This window comes from Absicoccus porci (genome assembly GCF_003725415.1).
Taxonomy (GTDB): domain Bacteria; phylum Bacillota_I; class Bacilli_A; order Erysipelotrichales; family Erysipelotrichaceae; genus Absicoccus; species Absicoccus porci.
This window is the reverse complement of record NZ_RJQC01000001.1, coordinates 381,938-399,710: the sequence shown is the minus strand read 5'-3', so window position 1 is coordinate 399,710 and position 17,773 is coordinate 381,938. Positions and strand designations below refer to the sequence as shown.

Below are 17,773 nucleotides of genomic sequence, written 5' to 3'. Positions count from 1 at the left end.
CCATTCTTTATAACAGAAACATAGTAGCATAAAAAAGAAGGATAACCAAACGGTTATCCCCCTATTAAACAAGTGTATAGTAGTCAAAATCTACATACATCGCATTTTTATCCAGGCCATTTGGATACTTATCATCCACCGATGTATATTGATGAATCGATCCCAAAGTATGCGTATCCGAATGATATTGACCATCATTCGCATCCCATTGGGCAACCCATTTATCATAGTCTTCTAAACCAGTATTATACCAATTCTGAATAAACCAAGAACTCGAATAAATACCTGTATACCATCCCATGCTTTTGACATCCTTACAGAAGGTTTGACAGAAAGATAAGGTTGCATCTTTGGTCCAAACACCACGATTGGTCTTATAGTTATCGGCATCTTCCATATCGTACCAAATACCTAATGTTGGCTTATATTGATTCGCAAGTGCCAATGTATAGGCTGCTTCCGTATGCGCATCATCCACACTCAATGCATAGCTATAACAATAAAAACCATAAGGAATACCTGCCTGTATACATGCATTGACATAGGTTTCCAATAGCGGATCAGTCGTTGTCCCGTAATTGGATCGAATCAACACAAAATCATATGGAGTGACATCAAAATCGGATCCATTAAACTGACTAATATCGACACCCCAATGCTTAACGACAGAACTGATTTCCGATGTGCTTGTTTTCTTTTGAATGATGATTCCGGATGAATTCATGATATATTTCGTATTACCTAATTGATAGGATGGCATAACCAAGTCTCCATTCAAATCACAAAATACTTGAGAATTACCGTCATTGACAAATTGAAATCCAACCATCGTTTGCACATAATTCTTTGCAGTTTGATGATCAAAATACGAAATCGTACTACTACTTGAAGGTTTATTACTTATATTTTGAACCAATATGATTTCAATGGCTTCCAAACGCTTTGATAAGCCAGTAGTTCCCGCAATTTTTCCATCACATGTCCAAGCTAACCAACCATAGTCTTGTACGTAAACACGATAATAAATATCATAATACTGCGAAATACTCCCTGTTAAACGAATGCGAATGGCCTCCAAGCGTAAAGATTGGCCCGTTGTACCCGATAATTGTCCATCGGTTTTCCAATCTTGCCAACCTAAATTCTGAATATGCGTTTGATATTGTATATCCCCATCGATGGTTTGATTCGATAAAAAGATATGCACAGCTTCCAAACGATAACTTTTGCCAACAGAACCCGCTATCTGCCCATTCTGTACCCTAGATTGCCAACCAATGTTTTGCACATGCGAATCATAAACAACATTATTGCCACTTGCAGCTTCTACATCTTTCTTAGCCAACAAGATCTCAATGGCTTCAATACGCAAACTTTGACCTGTGGTTCCTGAAATTGTATCGTTCATCACCCATTTTAACCAACCATAATTCTGCACATGGGTACGATAGATGACATTATAAGTATTAGCTAGATCTCCTAACAAACGGATGCGCAAGGCTTCAATTCGTTTGGCTTGTCCAGTGGTTCCAGCAATTTCTCCACCTGATACATAATCCATCCACCCAATATCTTGTACATGCACTTGATACTGAATAAGGTCATTATGATCTGGTAAATTGATCTTTATCGCTTCTAAACGTTTACTTTCACCCTGTGTACCAGATAATTCGCCATTTGTATGTTCCTGTGTTTCCCAACCATCACCTTGAATATGTGATGTATATTGAATATCTTGTTGATCATCAGATATTGACTGAGTATCTGCTGTATCGCTAGTCGAAACATCCGTTGTGGATACGGGAGCCTCAGTCTCTGTTTGTTCTACTGCTTCTGGTTGTGTTACTTCTTCCGCATGGATTTGAATAGAACCAATATATAAGAAACCAAAAACTACACTGACAAACACATAGTATTTCCAATATTTCATACATTTTCCCTCTTGAGAACATTATATCAAGATATAAATCCTTATATCAAGCAAACACAAAGAATGGACTAGTACTTCTTGTATCTTTACGAAAAAATAAGTTCATATCCTAACACACTTAAACAAAAAAATGAGTGTTTACCTAAATACGAGGCTACACACTCATTTTTTCAGCTTTTTGAAAAATTATATCAAGAAATGGCAAAGAATGGACCGCCACCTCTTGTCTCCCAATACGAACGATGATTCCATATATTTTGAAGATTTGCCCATCCGTTTAAGCTTCCATAGTATGGATCATAAACATATGTATTTCCATTACTGTATCCTTTCAGCAAGATTTCATGTTGAGCACCTACTCCATATTGCATACTATGAATATCAGCCGCTATCAATGCACCTGACTTCAATGCTGCAACCAAGCTATTATATGTCATGTGATTTTGGATACTTAATCCATATTCGTTCATTAAGGCAGGTATTCCATCGGCACTAGTTCCTGGTTCCCTATGATTATAGTATCCTCGATTCCAATAATAATTACATGTGTCAACTGGTGTGAAATTTACATTCAATAGTGTATCAAGAATCATGGCACTTACAGTACCTACACAACCGGATTGAGCAATATTCAATCCACCATAATATCGATAAGCCCATCTACCATCCAATTGGCTCATGTAGCGAACTGATGTTGGCTCATATTTCCAATTCGATGTTACAATTCCTGAAGAATTGATTGCGTAAACTTTATCACCATATCGATAGACATGACAGACCATAATGCCATTACCTCGACTAACAATTTGACTATTTCCATCATTAACAAAATTTATTCCTGTTTTAGTATTTATATAATCAATTGTCTTCTTATGGTCAATAAATGAAATAGTACTATTATTGAATGGCTTTTCTTGTTCTCTAGCAACCATCAATATTTCAAATGCTTCAATTCGTTTAGACAATCCTGTCGTACCGCTAGCTTGACCAGAAGTTGTCCAAGCCAACCAACCATAGTCTTGTACGTGAACACGATAATAAATATCATACATGATAGAAATAGCACCATCTAATTTCAACCTAATTGCCTCAATTTGTCGTGACTGTCCAGTAGTTCCAGCCATATTCGCATCAGATATCCAATTTTGCCATCCAAGACCCGCTACATGTGCTTGATATATAATTTGACCAGCTACAGTCTGATTTTGTAAATATACATGTAAAGCTTCTACTCGCTTAGATTGTCCAGTTGTACCCGCTATCTGCCCATCCTGTACCTTAGATTGCCAACCAATATTTTGTACATGTGCATCATAGACAACATCATTGCCAGTTGCAACTTCTGCATCTTTTTTAGCCAACAAGATCTCAATGGCTTCAATACGCAAACTTTGACCTGTGGTTCCTGAAATTGTATCGTTCATCACCCATTTTAACCAACCATAATTCTGCACATGGGTACGATAGATGACATTATAAGTATTAGCTAGATCTCCTAACAAACGGATGCGCATANATCATTGCCAGTTGCAACTTCTGCATCTTTTTTAGCCAACAAGATCTCAATGGCTTCAATACGCAAACTTTGACCTGTGGTTCCTGAAATTGTATCGTTCATCACCCATTTTAACCAACCATAATTCTGCACATGGGTACGATAGATGACATTATAAGTATTAGCTAGATCTCCTAACAAACGGATGCGCATAGCTTCAATTCGTTTGGCTTGTCCAGTGGTTCCAGCAATTTCTCCACCCGATACATAATCCATCCACCCGATGTTTTGTACATGCACTTGATACTGTAGCGAATCATTATGATCGGGCAATATGATTTTTATAGCTTCTAATCGTCTGCCTTCACCTTGTGTGCCTGACACTTCGCCATTGGCATGTTCTTCTGTTTCCCATCCAATACCTTGAACATGTGATTGATAATCAATGTCTTGTAGTGCTGCACCATTTTCAGTCGTACTTAATGTTGTAGTGGACGCTGTTTCATTTGAAGTTTCAGATTGAACAACACTGTCTGTGTCACTTGCTTGTTCTTCCTGTGACTCAAGTGGTGTTACTTCTTGTGCATGGATTTGATCAGCACCAACATACAAGAAACCGGAAGCTACACATAAAAACAGGTAATACTTCCATCGTTTCATTTTTCTCTCCCTCCTTAAATGTACTCGTTAATATTCTATACTTAATTAAATTTAATTACAATATTTAACATCATAAGATATTAAACATTATGAAATGAGAATTATTAAATTCTTTTGAGCTTTTTACCAAAAGTAATAGCACAAAAAAACGCAGATTTTCTCTGCGCCAATTATGGATTCAAATAACCATATACTATGGTCGAAATATCCCGAATCATTTGTTGGGCATTTCGGTGGAATGTAGATTGGTAGACATGACACTCAATACATAGGTATAATTTGGACCATAAATGATGGCGACATCATTTTCGGTATCATTCAGTTCTCCGGTCTTATTTCCCGTAACAATTTCATCCAGAATACCTACAGGAATTTTTGTGGTTCTGGTTTGTTGCTTCAACAATGCCAACATTGCATTGGAATAAGGTAATTTTTGATGGTATATATCATAAATGACATGGGCTGCATCTTTTACAGAAGTATAGTTTTCACCCAAATCATCACATGTACTGGTATCAATATATCCATGTATTTTTGCCCAATTCGTTATGATTTGATCACCTTGTTCATAGTTATCATTACTGCTAATGGTGATCATTTCACGCAGGTTTTGATTCACAACATCCTTTCCATATGTTGCACTTACCTTCTCATAGTTCTCATAGACAGCTCCCATCACAAACAATTTGATGACACTGGTTGCCTGTTGTGCATGTGAATGAATGTTCACATAGCTCTTTTTATCACCAACCATTTGCACATAAACTGACCAGTCTTCGTCATTGTTGGTATACGGTATACAAGGTATGATCGTTTAAACATAATTTTGTATCCGTAAAGGTAAAATTTTTGATTTCATAGATTTTTTTGGCAATACCTACTTTCAAATTGTATTGATCCCTTTCATCCACGACATAAGAAAGTTTGACTTTTTCTTTGGCTTTCCACGATTGTTTCAAATAATTTTCCGATATTTTCGCATTCGATGCTTTTTGAATACGCAAAGACTTGATTCTCTTGCCTGTTCCATTCTTTAAAACGACTTGTTCCGCTTTCTTTGATTTCTGACCAATCGTTTGAATTTTGTTTGCATACGCCTGAATGGGTGTGGATAAACAAAAACTGAAACAAAGAACAATAGAAATACATAGCTTTTTCATACAATTCCTATCTTACACGAACCATATTTCTTTTTGTAAGAAAAAATGTTGCCTTTTCAAGCAACATTTTTAATAGCCTAAACAATCAGCCAGGCTGGTATCTTGTACAAACGTATTGGTGTTATATACAAACAATACATTGGTAATGATGTCTTTATTCATTTGCTGGTCCAGATCGTCATAATAATAGCGTGGATCAATGATAGTAATCGTTCGATAATATGGCAATAAGAATTGCACCAACGAATTGGCATAACTATCCTTGATCAACAATAAATGCTTATCCGAATTATTATTGATTGAAATATTGATCATACCTTCGTTTCCACCAAAGAACACTTGGTAAACATCCCTTTGATGGAACGCTTTAGAATTGTAAATAGAACGTGTTTGTTTATTGGACGAATTATACGTGACCAAGTAATTACATGTCTTCTTTGGGGTATAGATATCCACTTCATCTTTGATGTTGATCGAACCCACCTTAGAAGCTAGAGTTCCTTGAAACGAATTAGAAACTTCACGTTTATCGTATTGATTTAATTGGATATTCGAATTGATCGCATGGGCTGCATAATAAGCCCCTAAGCTTGTCCAATGATGATCGGATTTATAATAAATATATTCATCTTTATGTTTCTTTAAAGCACTGTTGACATCAACCGATTGAATCGATAAATCTTTTGTGATTTGATTCATTTCGGATTCTTGATCTTTCACATCAGCAAACGCCGGCAAGCGATCGGATTGTACACTGATGGCATTCGGCGCCAACACCATCTGCATATTGATATCTTTATGGGCATTCGCAAAATCATTGATTGCTTGAATATTCCGTTTCAATTGTGTTTGGTTAGGTTCTGGCATTTCTTCCATCAATTGGTCATGACACAAATACACATCCTGAATCTTGCGAACTCCCGAAACTTTCTGAATCAAATAGTTCAAATGGATCCAGCTATTTCTGCCCACAAACTGATCGGATTCAAACGTTTGATAATTCTTAAAAAACGAACCATCACGTAAGGTTGTCCAATTGAAATTGGGACGTTGAGCCAATCCACGATTTTCCATTTCCGATGTTTTGTTCACCGGTGTGAGAACATTCAAAACCAACACGACAAGCAGACAAGCCACAAAGAATCGCGTAATGGTCTTTTGTGTTTGGATCCAAAGCTTTTCGAATTTCTTCATCGAATGTCTCCTTTCTAAAATGCAAAGTACAAGAATGATTGATACGTACTTGAAACAATGAAACTAATCGTGACAAAAAAGAAGAAAATATACACGATCACGCTCACCAATCTTGCGCGTTGTTTAAAGAGCACATATACAAAGCGCCAACCATATTGACTAATCGGCATACTAAACAATATAGCAGCTACTAAAACCACAAGATACGTCTTCACATAGAACAGAGTCTGGGTACTGCAAATACCACCAATGCCTAGTCCAAACATACGTCCTACGGTATGGAAAGCAGTTAAGATATCTGGACTAAAGAAGAAGACCCAACCCACAATGATCACAACCAATGCATAGACATGCGATACCCAATTGGGTAATTTCTGTAATCGTTCTTTTAACCAATATTTTTCCAATAATAAGAAACAGCCATAATACAATCCCCAGAAAATAAAGGTCCAATTAGCACCATGCCATAAGCCTGTCGCAAACCAAACAATAAAGATATTACGAATGTAATGGGCTCGATTTCCACCCAATGGAATATATAAATAATCACGAAACCAACGGGATAAAGAAATATGCCATCTTCGCCAAAAATCCTGAGCACTGGTCGCAATATAGGGATGATCAAAGTTGGGTGAAAATGTAAACCCAAACATTCGACCTAAGCCAATGGCCATGTCACTATAGCCACTAAAATCAAAATACAATTGTAAGGTATAGCTAATGGCATATAACCAAGTTCCTAGTAAGGTCGTATCACTTGCCATCGCACCAAATAAAATCGCTAATCGATCAGCAATCAATACCTTTTTGAACATACCCTTTAAAAAGAGCATGATGCCTTGATAAAAAAGTTCTTTTGTTTGCGGATGGTTCTCCAATTGATCAGCCATATCGGCATATTGCACGATGGGTCCCATGTTGACCTTACCGAAGAAACCAATATACAAAGCCAATGAAAGCCAGTTGTTCTGAACCGGTGTTTTCTTTTTGTATACATCCACCAAATAGGAAATCGCACTAAAGGTAAAGAAAGAAAGGCCAATGGGCAGATGAATCGGTAAATGTTGAAGATGAAATGGAAATACATTCAGGATATCGATCAAGAAATTGGTATATTTAAAGAAACCAAGAATCATCAAATCGACAACAATGGATCCAATCAATGTGTTTCTTCTTTTTTTGCCTTCTTGTTGATTCATCCATTTGGCACTCAGATCATTCCAACAAACACTTAAAATCAATAAAAGTAAATAAGCTGGATTATCCCACGCATAGAAAAGAAAACTCAGTAGAACTAAAACAAGATTCTTTCCTTTGGGCATATAACGATAGAGTATCAAAGCAACTGGCAAAAAGAGGAATAAAAAGACAAGGGTCGTAAAGCTCATGATCAGTCCCCCTTCTTTAAACTTTGTTGCCAATTATTGACAACGGTATCTGCTTTTTTATTCGTGACATATATACCATAATTGGCCTGCGTTACGATCTTACATTGTTTTAATAAATCCGCTTCTTTCGGTAAATACCCATCAAATATCTTGATTTGATCATCTACATGCTTCTGCATGGCTTGTTTAAAGTCATCCGCTTGATCATCCGACTTAAATTGAACGATCACAATTTCGCTCGACTGCATCGTATCTTTATTTTTGTAGTAGCGAATATGCTGATATGTCGATGGATCTAAGCTTAAAAATCGACGAATATTACGATTTTCCTGTACGGTATAGTCCGATACCGTGACATCTTTTACACTATCCTTAACGACCGTTTTAAAAGGTGTGGTGCTATCTTTGGGAACAATCAAATATTGCCCCACAAATATCACTAAGCACACCAATACGATCCATCTTAAAACTTGTACTTTCTTCATGCTATCCCTAACTTTCTGCCTTCTGTGTTGCATCGATAATGGTTTGTGCCCAAACCGGATAAAAACTCGTCAAAAAATGGATGCCATCTGATTGATAAATATCGGCATTTCCATTATCAGCCAACTTGGTACAATTAATATACGTCCACTTATTTTTCTTACACATGGCCTTCAATTGTTGATTGTAGGTACCTACCTGTCCCCAAGAAGGTGATTTTTGTAAAGCTTCTGGTGAACACGGAATGATGGAACAAACATAGATCTTCGCATTGGGTACGATGGCCAAGATCTTTTTCACTTCGGTTTCATAAACCCCGGCATAGCCGCCCTGTTCATCATTAATCTTCAATCCCATATCATTCATACCATAGGAAAGATAGACACGTGTCGGTTTTAGTGATTTGATTTCGTTTAAATGATCATCCACTCGTTTGATGGTTCCACCACTATCACCCAATACCCGATTGGCATCCAAATAGCCATATGTTTCAAATCCCATGACACGGCTATCGCCAAAAAAGACATAATCATCAAACATCGAAAAAACATTTAACTTCCCTTCCGCCATGGCTTGGCTCATTTCTGCCTGGCGCTTTTTTTCCAATGTTGGTTTTAAAGCACTGGTTGATTTCTTTTCCTGGGCAACGACATAAGCTTGTCCTGCCTGTACTTCCGTATTGGTATGATGTAAAAAAAACACAAAAGTACAAATCATGACGATACAAAGAATTCCTATGATAATAGGTCGACGATGATTTCTTCTTTTGTGTTGTCCTCGTTTTTTTGCCACTTGCATCCCCTCACTCAATGCATTAACTATAACACTTTTTTTTAATAAATAAACGATAGAATTTGTGAAGGTTTCATTTTTTGGATTTTCTTGGCATCTTTAAAAGTTTTCGTATTCCAAACAAACTGATCATAATCCGTCAAATAGGAATAATCCACCATATGATTAGGATATTTTGCACACCATTCTGGATAGTGTTTTTCCATCAATGCCGTTGCTTTCTGGATGGCTAAACTATTGATATTGCCATTGATATCCGGTGTTCCACTGATCTGGACCCCCGGTATGCTGGCATGCACGATCAATAGAGAACCATCTTTATATTGTCCCAATACAATAAAGATATGGTCCTGGTTAGCCATCAAGTCACCCGGATGATACGTGGTGATTGCATCCGCCTGGATTACTTTCCCAAATCCCTTTTTTTCAAACCATTGGATCTGTTTTCCCGATTCTTTCACATAGCCAGGTTGGCCATCTTTGGTTTCCATGGTGTTATAAGTTACCCAACCAACAAATCCCGAACAATCTAGGCCATCATGAATTTGATAAGCGGTTTGACTCACATCATAACTTGCATCTTGCTTCTCATAAAACTTCTTCCAACGGGGACTCAAACCTATCTGACGGGCTTCTTTTCCAGCAGCCGTATCGGCTTTATTCCAACCGCCACCCCATACATACATGGTTTGTCCCACTGGTTTTATCGACGTTTTTAAAAAATGTTTTAATGTCGGCGTATACGTTGTGGTTTTCTTTGTCGTTTGGTTGTTACAACCAACCATGAGCAAAGAACACAATACAATTACAATAATTTTTTTTAGTTTCATTGCTTCCCCTTTAAAAAAGAACCAGGTTTTCCTGGTTCTATCACTTATTGACGATTATTGAAGAAGAAGTTTGGAATGGAATCGTCATCGTCATTCCCATCTTCTACACTCGTTACTACACCGGGATTTCCTGGTGTCTTGATTCCTGGTTCTGTAAATAAGTTTTGACCATTGGCCGTTGGAATTTCAACGGAACTATTGCCCTTGGTATTGGTGTGCTTTCCTGCTTTTTCATCAAATCCGGTTGCAATAACAGTGACGATGATACTATCACCTAATTGTTCATTGATGGCAATACCAAAGATGGCATCCACATCACCACCAGCTGCATCTTGAATAACAGCCACTGCATTTTGTGCATCATATAGACTGACTTTGTCACCACCAGTGATATTGATGATAGCGGATCTTGCACCAGCAATTTGAGCTTCCAATAAAGGCGATTGAATGGCTTTTTCAGCAGCAGATACCGCTTTATCTTCACCTTCAGCCATACCAATTCCAATCAATGCACGACCTTGATTCATCATGACAGAGCGAACATCCGCAAAGTCCAAGTTAACCAATGCAGGAACGGCAATCAAATCGGAAATAGTTTGTACACCTTGACGCAATACATTATCAGCAGCTTGGAAAGCTTCTTCAATTGGTTTACGACCGATGACTTCCAATAAGTTATCATTCGAAACGACGATATAACTATCGACATAGTTCTTTAATTCTTCAATACCTTGTTTGGCGTTGTTGGCACGACGACGACCTTCAAAACTGAATGGACGCGTTACAACAGCTACGGTCAAAGCACCTTCTTCTTTACAAATCTTGGCAATGAATGGAGCGGCACCTGTACCGGTTCCACCACCCATACCAGCAGTGATAAATGCCATATCAGCACCTTTCACAGCAGCACGAATATCGGACTCAGCTTCTTCCGCTGCTTTACGACCAAATTCCGGATTTCCTCCAGCACCTAATCCTTTTGTCGTATCTTTTCCAATGACGATTCGATTTTCACATGGTGAAGTTTCCAATACTTGCACATCGGTATTGACTACATAAAATTCAACACCTTGTACTCCATCTACAACCATTCGATTGACGGCGTTGGATCCACCACCACCAACTCCAAAGACTTTAATATTCGCAACTTGATTCATTTCTGGCATTGTATATACCTTCCCTTCTATTCATCTTCTACTTTGTTTTCGGATAAAATTACACTTTTTAGTTTCTTTGTGAAACCGCCCTCTTCGCCATTTCTTGCTTTGTGATTAATGGCATCGATACTTGCTCCTAATTCATTGACATTGGCACAAATCTTGTTTGAATGACGAATCTTATTGATGTCATTATAGGCATAGAATACACCAATGCAACATGTAAAGGATGCATCACGAGCTCCCACATTTTGTGGCGCATAAATCGTTGCATTTGAACGGAATTCACTTGTCAACTGATTGAAGATGCCAATGTTTGCACCTTTTCCTGTCAATACAAACTCACTTGGACCTTGTTGCAAGATTGGTTCACACGCATCATTCACATCATGGATCCATTCTTTGATTCGACCAACGACGACTTCTGTTAATTGATGAGCCGTAATCTCAATACGCTGTTCACTGCGTTGTTCAATATAAATGATCTTATCTAAAGCAGGATCTACTTCGGTATTAAAGACATTCTGCAACAAGCGGAAACATATCGCATCACTCAATCCATATTGCTCTTTGATTTCTTCAATAAACCAACGGTACCCATGTTCCAAAACGGTACTGCTATATAATAAGCCATGGCTAAATAAAGTCAACACACAATGATCGGCTTCGAGATCCAATTGAATCATCAAACGATCTTGTGATTTGACAGCCACTGCACTCTCTTGCGCAATCGCATAGGCATCCAAATAAATATCTAATATTTCCATGTTGGCTTGTTCAATACAACGCGCAAAGGAATAAATCGTATCCTTATCGGCAAACAACAATTCTACATTCATATAGAATTCATCAACTGGTGCACTGATTGGCATCTTTGTTGATATTTGCCCATCCACTTCGTACGTGATTCGACCAATATTGACAAGTTCAACATCATCGGAAATTTTCTTTTGTACAGCTTTGTTTAACCCCTGTTGTATATGGAATAAACGAATGTATTTGGTTCCATCTTCTACTTGAACATGCACTCGTTGTTCTACATGCTGTACATTCACACTTGGAATTGCTAATAAAGCTCTTTCAATGCGATATCCCAATGCTGCATTCGCATTATTGCTTGCTTTGCGAATCGCTTGTACAACACTCGTTTCATTGACGATCTTTTGATTTTGAATTCCATCACAAGCCACACGCTCTACACGTAAGACATTGAATTGGCCTTCAAAAATTTCAAGAACAATCAGTCGAACTTCACGATCGGCAAGTTCAAAAGATGCATAAACTTTATTTATACTCATTCGACTTCTCCTTTACTACTGTTCAATAATACCATAATTTCTATAAAAATTGAGATAAAGTTATTGCCTTTCCCAATTTATTTCATCTTCACCGTGATCACCGAATCGGATGTGATTGGTTGCTTTGCTTCGATGCTTTGTGAGCTCACTTTACCACTACCCGAAGTCTTGATCGTAATGCCGGTCAACTGACTAAATGCCGTAATATCTTTTTGCGTCCATCCAGTCATATCTGGCATTGAAATCGAATTGCCATCCGTCAATACGAAAATACGATCATTGGAATTAATGGTCTGGCCAGCATTCGGATATTGATTCATGACATTGTCACCATTACCGATATAAACAACATGGACCTTTTTTCCATTCATCTGTTCTTTCGCATAATCCACACTATGATTCAGTAAAGATGGCATATCATAACTAGCCCACGAAGTATATTTCTTGGCATTTTTTTCATCTTGACCACCAACACCTTCATACACCAAAGCCGCCTGCATGATTTGTTTAAATGGTTCAGCTGAATAATTTAAGTAATTATCAGAAACCATGCCCCAATACACCATGACTTTTGGATTATCCGAAGGCGCTGCTGCCATCACACTGGATGTATATGTATCTTCCTTATACGTACCGGTTTTACTATCGTAAATCTGACCTGTACCTGTCTTGGCAACCATATCCACACCATCCATCTTAAACTTCTCACCACCAGCACCATCATCCAGTACATGACTCATTAATTCTCGTACTTGTTTGGCTGTATCACTGGAAATCGGCTTACTGACTTTGGTTGGACTATATTTTTTGATTGTTTTTCCTGTATCGGCATCCGTAATGGAATCCACCACATAAGGCATCATCATTTGTCCATCATTGAAAATAGCTGTATACGCTTGCATTAACTGTAAGATCGTAATGGAAGATCCCTGACCAAAACCGGAATTCAAATATCCCATTGGCATGGAGAAATTCTTTTGACCGGCTACTTCATTGATCCATGGCGTACCCACTTTTTGGTAAAGACCAAACTTCTTCATATATTTGCCATAATCTTTATAGTTGACATAGTTGGCCAACAACTCACAAATACCAACATTACTTGAATAGGCCAAGGCTTGATCAAAGGTAATGGTTCCAAAGTCTTCACCTAAGGCATCATTAATGGCAGGATATGGAGTCGATCCCGATTGAATACGTGTGATTTTCTTTGTGGATGCATCATATGTATACAAGAAAGAACCAGCTCGATACGTTTCATCTTTTGGATATACACCGGTATCGATCGCGGTCGCAAACGTAAATGGTTTCATGACCGAACCAGGCTCATAGGCTGATTCACTGATCAAATTCGTAAACGTAGGAATCGTTTTATGCGTATTTTGATTGAATGTTGGATAGGAAGTCCAAGCCAATACTTTTCCTGTACTTGGTTCCATGACCACACACCAAGCACTTTCCGCATTATTATCTTTCATGGTTTTCTTCAATTGTGTTTCTACGGTCTTTTGTAGATTCGCATCCAATGTTAGTTTCACATTGGCTCCATCCTCGGCTTGTTTGATCACATTGGTTGTTCCTGGTAACACATCACCACTGACCGTTTGATGATACGTCATTTCTCCTTGCGTACCGGACAAATATTTATTCAAAGATTGTTCCAAACCCAATTTACCAACAATTTTTTGTTTATCTTCATCATAGGTGGCAAATCCTACTAAATTGGACGCAAACGGTGTACTTGGATACTTTCGCGTAACCGTTTCTTCAAAATCAATACCAGCTAATTTTAACTTTTTGATTTTTTTCATTTTTGATTTGGAAATACGTTTGGTTCCTGCACCCAATTCGGTTTGTGACAATCCCTTATCTTTCGCATTTTGGATGGTATCTGCCACTTGATCTACATCAATATCGGTTAAAACAGTTTTTAATTTTTTAGCCACTTGTTTTGGATGTTTCACATAGTTGGCCTTGCCATTGGCATCTACATTGCTTGAATCCACATACGCAATGACCGTATAGGCTGTTGTGTCTTGCGCAATGACCGTTCCATTACGATCGAGTATTTCGCCACGTTTAGCAGATACTGTTGTATGGACAATACTATTACTAATGCGAGAATCTAATACATTATGCCCTGTCCATATATGCGTTTTTGTGACCATGGTAAAAAGAACATTAGCACTCACTAATGTTCCAATAATTATCATCACTTGTATAATTCTGAATAGTCGCTTATTGGTCGCTTTGATCTTCATACAATCAATCCTATCTATCAATCAATAATATATACATTTTTTTGATTCTCTGCAACCTTGTCATTTAATAGACCTAATACACGCGACTTTTCTTCCAAACTATTCACTTGACTTGTTAATTGATCGACTTGTTGCTGCGTTTGACTCAGTTTTTTAGATAATTCTTGATCACGCATTGACAATGTCACATTTTGTGAACAAATCACCGTCTTGGATAGGATATAGAAGACCATTGCGAGAACAAAAAAAGCAATCACCTTGAAATCACGTGAAAAACGACTTCTCTTCTTGATACGTTTTTTTCTTGATTTATTATTATATTTTTTATTTTGCTTCATTTTCAAAATTTCTCAGCCTTTCTATCCCTCTTAGTTTTGCACTATGCGCCCGATTGTTTTCTGCCAATTCAGCTTCGCTAGCCAAAATCGGCTTGCGATTGATTAGCCGATATTCCAATCTTTCTTCCCCTATAACCGGTAATCGTCGATTGACTTTTGGTGGTGTAGCCACCTGCTTGAACGTCTGCTTGACCATACGATCTTCCAATGAATGAAATGTGATCACACACAATCGACCACCGACCGCTAATCGATGTAAACCTTGATGTAAAGCCGATTCCAATTGTGGGAGTTCCCCATTTACTTCCATACGAATCGCTTGAAACGTCCGTTTCGCTGGATGCCCCTTTTTATTCAAGACTTTTTGCGGTAAAGATTCTTTGATCACATCCACCAATTGAAACGTTGTATCAATCGGATGCTTTCGCCTCGTTTGGACAATTTGTTGGGCAATCTTATGAGCAAATGGTTCTTGACCAAACGATTTCAAAAGACCTGTCAACTCTTCTTGCGAATAGGTGTTGACAACCGTCCATGCATCCAACTCTTGGCTTTGATCCATGCGCATATCTAAACGTGCATCATAACGATAACTAAAACCACGCGAACCATCATCAAACTGTGGACTGGAGACCCCTAGATCCATAATGATTCCATCGACCTCGGATACACCTTGTTCATCCAATACTTGAGATAGTCGTTCAAAAGGTGTATGAATACACGTAAAATTCGAACCAATGCCTGATAATCGCTTGGTGCTTTCATCAATGGCACTTTGATCACAATCTAACGCATATAAATGGCCTTTGGTGCAACGTTTTAATATCTCGCTACTATGTCCTCCACGTCCCAACGTGCAATCGACATAGATTCCATCGTCTTTGATTTGAAGCATTTCAATGGATTCTTTCAGTAAAACACTTTTATGTTCCATAACTACCCCATAATTTCTGATAATTGTTCGGCCATGTCTTCAAAAGCATCACTCTGTTCTGCTTCTTCATTCTCCCAAACATCCTTTGACCAGATTTCCAGATGATTGGCCATCCCAATGATCAAACATTCTTTTTCTAATTTAGCCAGTGCAATCAATGACGATGGAATAAGAATTCGCCCCTGACTATCCATTTCGCATTCTGCTGCTTTCGACAAAACCATGCGTTGATACCAACGTGCATTTTTGTTTGTGGTTGGTAATTTTGAAAGTCCCTCGTAGACTTTTTCCCATTGCTGCATCGTATAAACATACAAACAGCCATCCAAACCACGTGTTACGACAACGTGTCCACCGAGCTCATCACGAAATTTAGCTGGCATGATCAACCGCCCCTTACGGTCGATGTTGTGAGCATATTCACCCATGAACACGTGTCATCACCCCCACTTTCTGACACAAACTGCTACTTTGTACCACAATAATAACCCATCCCCCTCAATTTCGCTACTATTTTTTTGATTTTTGTCCCAGCACAAAAAAAGCCAGTTACCATATCGATAACTGACTATCTATTTATTTCCTTAATATATGCGTGACACTCTGCATTCGATGAATTTTTTTCATCATTTTTGGATCACAAACTAAATCGAAATCACCCATCAGTTCAATGGGACGTCCTCCCAAATGTTTTTTGAATAAGAACACACCATAATCCGGCCCATCTTCATTGAAGATACCACTGGTACCGGTAAAATTATAACGATGCAATCCCAATCGTTTTGCCGTTAAAATCGCTTGATCTTGAATCACATAAGGACCCGAATATTTTCGTAATTCATCATAAGAACCAGAAGAAATATAATCCATCTCGCCATCATAAATCACAAAATAAGCACCAGAAAGAATGATTTCTTTTCCATATTTTGCTTCCAATTCATTCGTTGTCTTTTCCCATCGCTCAATTTGTGCAATTCGTTCTAACTCTTCTTTTTTCCGTCGATTCATCTTCTTGCTATTTGGATTCTTTGCCAAGATCGCATTCGTTTTTTCTTGTTCCTTTTGAATATCCGCAAGATCTTTCGTATTCTTTTCATGCACTTCGGCCGTATCCAAATACGAAACAATGACTTTCGCATGATCACTTCCCAGAGCACGCATTTGATTCTGATAGGCTTCCAATCCCATATCCGTAAAGTTTCGTTTTTTTGCGGTATAGTCCATCAATTCCATGAATGGTTCTAAATGATTCAGATCCAATTCTTTGGTTTTGACTCCCATTTTTTTTGCACGAACAATCGTTCTTCGCGTATTTGGTTCATAATTGGCAACAATATCTTCTTCACTAAGATCATCCAGATCCATAACGACCATATAACGAACTTGTCGATCTTCTGGCCAACCTTTAAAGAAACCTTGATGTTCATAGCCAATACTTGCCAAAAAATCAATCATCGCTTGATTGTTCCAGCCGTCTTTTACGACTTGTCCATCTTCATCCAATTGTTGATATTCAACATAGGGATCCATCCGCATATACGCCATATCATGAGAAGCTATATATTTTTTTAGTTCCTCTGTAAAAAAGGTAGTCAATGCATGATCATTAAAATCACATAAGATACCTCGTTGGGCATACGCATAATGATAGAATCGCATAACTGGTACTTTACTAAATCCAGCCGCTGCCAAAACATGATCCTCATCATCGACAACACCGACATAGTAAGTTTCCCACCCATTATTCTTTTTCAATTCAATCATTTTGGAACTATTTAAATAAAAACGACCCACACATTGTGTCGCAAAATTTTCATATTCTTGGATTGTTAATTCTTTGAATTTCATCTTGT

16 protein-coding genes and 1 pseudogene are annotated in these 17,773 nt (G+C 38.0%); all 17 read right to left on the bottom strand.

From position 1 onward, the window contains the following. Positions 1–64 precede the first annotated feature (64 nt). A complete protein-coding gene (locus EDX97_RS02060; RefSeq protein WP_128519528.1) occupies positions 65–1,930 on the bottom strand; it encodes a GH25 family lysozyme in 1,866 nt (621 codons plus the stop codon). A gap of 191 nt (positions 1,931–2,121) precedes the next feature. Next, on the bottom strand, positions 2,122–3,444 hold the full coding sequence (locus tag EDX97_RS12185) for a C39 family peptidase (protein ID WP_128519527.1): 1,323 nt from the start codon (positions 3,442–3,444) through the stop codon (positions 2,122–2,124). Between the two features lie 2 nt (positions 3,445–3,446). Next, positions 3,447–4,085: pseudogene (locus EDX97_RS02050) on the bottom strand (hypothetical protein); the annotation flags it as partial. 214 nt (positions 4,086–4,299) lie between these two features. Further along, a complete protein-coding gene (locus EDX97_RS02045; RefSeq protein ID WP_128519525.1) occupies positions 4,300–4,839 on the bottom strand; it encodes a serine hydrolase in 540 nt (179 codons plus the stop codon). Between the two features lie 25 nt (positions 4,840–4,864). Next, the gene (locus tag EDX97_RS02040; RefSeq protein ID WP_128519524.1) at positions 4,865–5,245 is read right to left on the bottom strand and encodes a hypothetical protein; all 381 of its coding nucleotides are present in this window, start codon (positions 5,243–5,245) and stop codon (positions 4,865–4,867) included. Between the two features lie 69 nt (positions 5,246–5,314). Then, complete coding sequence (locus tag EDX97_RS02035) at positions 5,315–6,439, bottom strand: DHHW family protein (protein WP_128519523.1); 1,125 nt, start codon at positions 6,437–6,439, stop codon at positions 5,315–5,317. Between the two features lie 14 nt (positions 6,440–6,453). Then, positions 6,454–7,827: an MBOAT family O-acyltransferase gene (locus EDX97_RS02030; RefSeq protein ID WP_128519522.1), complete on the bottom strand. Its 1,374-nt coding sequence runs from the start codon at positions 7,825–7,827 to the stop codon at positions 6,454–6,456. A 2-nt stretch (positions 7,828–7,829) separates the two neighbouring features. Next, complete coding sequence (locus tag EDX97_RS02025) at positions 7,830–8,312, bottom strand: DUF4358 domain-containing protein (protein ID WP_173445751.1); 483 nt, start codon at positions 8,310–8,312, stop codon at positions 7,830–7,832. A gap of 7 nt (positions 8,313–8,319) precedes the next feature. Then, complete coding sequence (locus EDX97_RS02020; protein ID WP_183164231.1) at positions 8,320–9,102, bottom strand: GDSL-type esterase/lipase family protein; 783 nt, start codon at positions 9,100–9,102, stop codon at positions 8,320–8,322. A 41-nt stretch (positions 9,103–9,143) separates the two neighbouring features. Next, a complete protein-coding gene (locus EDX97_RS02015; protein WP_128519519.1) occupies positions 9,144–9,932 on the bottom strand; it encodes a hypothetical protein in 789 nt (262 codons plus the stop codon). A 44-nt stretch (positions 9,933–9,976) separates the two neighbouring features. Beyond that, positions 9,977–11,098, bottom strand: coding sequence for a cell division protein FtsZ (ftsZ, locus tag EDX97_RS02010; protein ID WP_128519518.1), 1,122 nt, complete (start codon positions 11,096–11,098; stop codon positions 9,977–9,979). A 17-nt stretch (positions 11,099–11,115) separates the two neighbouring features. Then, entirely contained in the window at positions 11,116–12,387 is a 1,272-nt protein-coding gene (locus EDX97_RS02005) for a cell division protein FtsA (protein WP_128519517.1), read from the bottom strand. Positions 12,388–12,464: 77 nt separating this feature from the next. After that, entirely contained in the window at positions 12,465–14,600 is a 2,136-nt protein-coding gene (locus EDX97_RS02000; RefSeq protein ID WP_245977976.1) for a penicillin-binding protein, read from the bottom strand. Positions 14,601–14,665: 65 nt separating this feature from the next. Continuing rightward, entirely contained in the window at positions 14,666–14,986 is a 321-nt protein-coding gene (locus EDX97_RS01995; protein WP_128519515.1) for a hypothetical protein, read from the bottom strand. Continuing rightward, positions 14,973–15,920 (bottom strand): 16S rRNA (cytosine(1402)-N(4))-methyltransferase RsmH, encoded by a 948-nt coding sequence (rsmH, locus tag EDX97_RS01990; RefSeq protein ID WP_128519514.1) that lies wholly within the window; start codon positions 15,918–15,920, stop codon positions 14,973–14,975. Before rsmH ends, EDX97_RS01995 begins: the two co-directional genes overlap by 14 nt. A gap of 2 nt (positions 15,921–15,922) precedes the next feature. Further along, positions 15,923–16,348, bottom strand: coding sequence for a division/cell wall cluster transcriptional repressor MraZ (mraZ, locus tag EDX97_RS01985; protein ID WP_423776195.1), 426 nt, complete (start codon positions 16,346–16,348; stop codon positions 15,923–15,925). Positions 16,349–16,496: 148 nt separating this feature from the next. Next, the gene (locus tag EDX97_RS01980) at positions 16,497–17,768 is read right to left on the bottom strand and encodes a peptidoglycan bridge formation glycyltransferase FemA/FemB family protein (protein WP_183164230.1); all 1,272 of its coding nucleotides are present in this window, start codon (positions 17,766–17,768) and stop codon (positions 16,497–16,499) included. Positions 17,769–17,773: the final 5 nt, after the last annotated feature.

What these genes read in the sequence shown, in the direction of transcription:
- EDX97_RS02030 (WP_128519522.1), bottom strand. Translation starts at nt 7,827, where the DNA reads ATGAGCTTTACGACCCTTGTCTTTTTATTCCTCTTTTTGCCAGTTGCT.
- EDX97_RS02045 (WP_128519525.1), bottom strand. Translation starts at nt 4,839, where the DNA reads ATGGTTGGTGATAAAAAGAGCTATGTGAACATTCATTCACATGCACAA.
- EDX97_RS02060 (WP_128519528.1), bottom strand. Translation starts at nt 1,930, where the DNA reads ATGAAATATTGGAAATACTATGTGTTTGTCAGTGTAGTTTTTGGTTTC.
- EDX97_RS02040 (WP_128519524.1), bottom strand. Translation starts at nt 5,245, where the DNA reads ATGAAAAAGCTATGTATTTCTATTGTTCTTTGTTTCAGTTTTTGTTTA.
- EDX97_RS02025 (WP_173445751.1), bottom strand. Translation starts at nt 8,312, where the DNA reads ATGAAGAAAGTACAAGTTTTAAGATGGATCGTATTGGTGTGCTTAGTG.
- EDX97_RS01980 (WP_183164230.1), bottom strand. Translation starts at nt 17,768, where the DNA reads ATGAAATTCAAAGAATTAACAATCCAAGAATATGAAAATTTTGCGACA.
- EDX97_RS02035 (WP_128519523.1), bottom strand. Translation starts at nt 6,439, where the DNA reads ATGAAGAAATTCGAAAAGCTTTGGATCCAAACACAAAAGACCATTACG.
- EDX97_RS02000 (WP_245977976.1), bottom strand. Translation starts at nt 14,600, where the DNA reads ATGATAATTATTGGAACATTAGTGAGTGCTAATGTTCTTTTTACCATG.
- ftsZ (WP_128519518.1), bottom strand. Translation starts at nt 11,098, where the DNA reads ATGCCAGAAATGAATCAAGTTGCGAATATTAAAGTCTTTGGAGTTGGT.
- mraZ (WP_423776195.1), bottom strand. Translation starts at nt 16,348, where the DNA reads ATGGGTGAATATGCTCACAACATCGACCGTAAGGGGCGGTTGATCATG.
- EDX97_RS12185 (WP_128519527.1), bottom strand. Translation starts at nt 3,444, where the DNA reads ATGCGCATCCGTTTGTTAGGAGATCTAGCTAATACTTATAATGTCATC.
- EDX97_RS02015 (WP_128519519.1), bottom strand. Translation starts at nt 9,932, where the DNA reads ATGAAACTAAAAAAAATTATTGTAATTGTATTGTGTTCTTTGCTCATG.
- EDX97_RS01995 (WP_128519515.1), bottom strand. Translation starts at nt 14,986, where the DNA reads ATGAAGCAAAATAAAAAATATAATAATAAATCAAGAAAAAAACGTATC.
- EDX97_RS02005 (WP_128519517.1), bottom strand. Translation starts at nt 12,387, where the DNA reads ATGAGTATAAATAAAGTTTATGCATCTTTTGAACTTGCCGATCGTGAA.
- rsmH (WP_128519514.1), bottom strand. Translation starts at nt 15,920, where the DNA reads ATGGAACATAAAAGTGTTTTACTGAAAGAATCCATTGAAATGCTTCAA.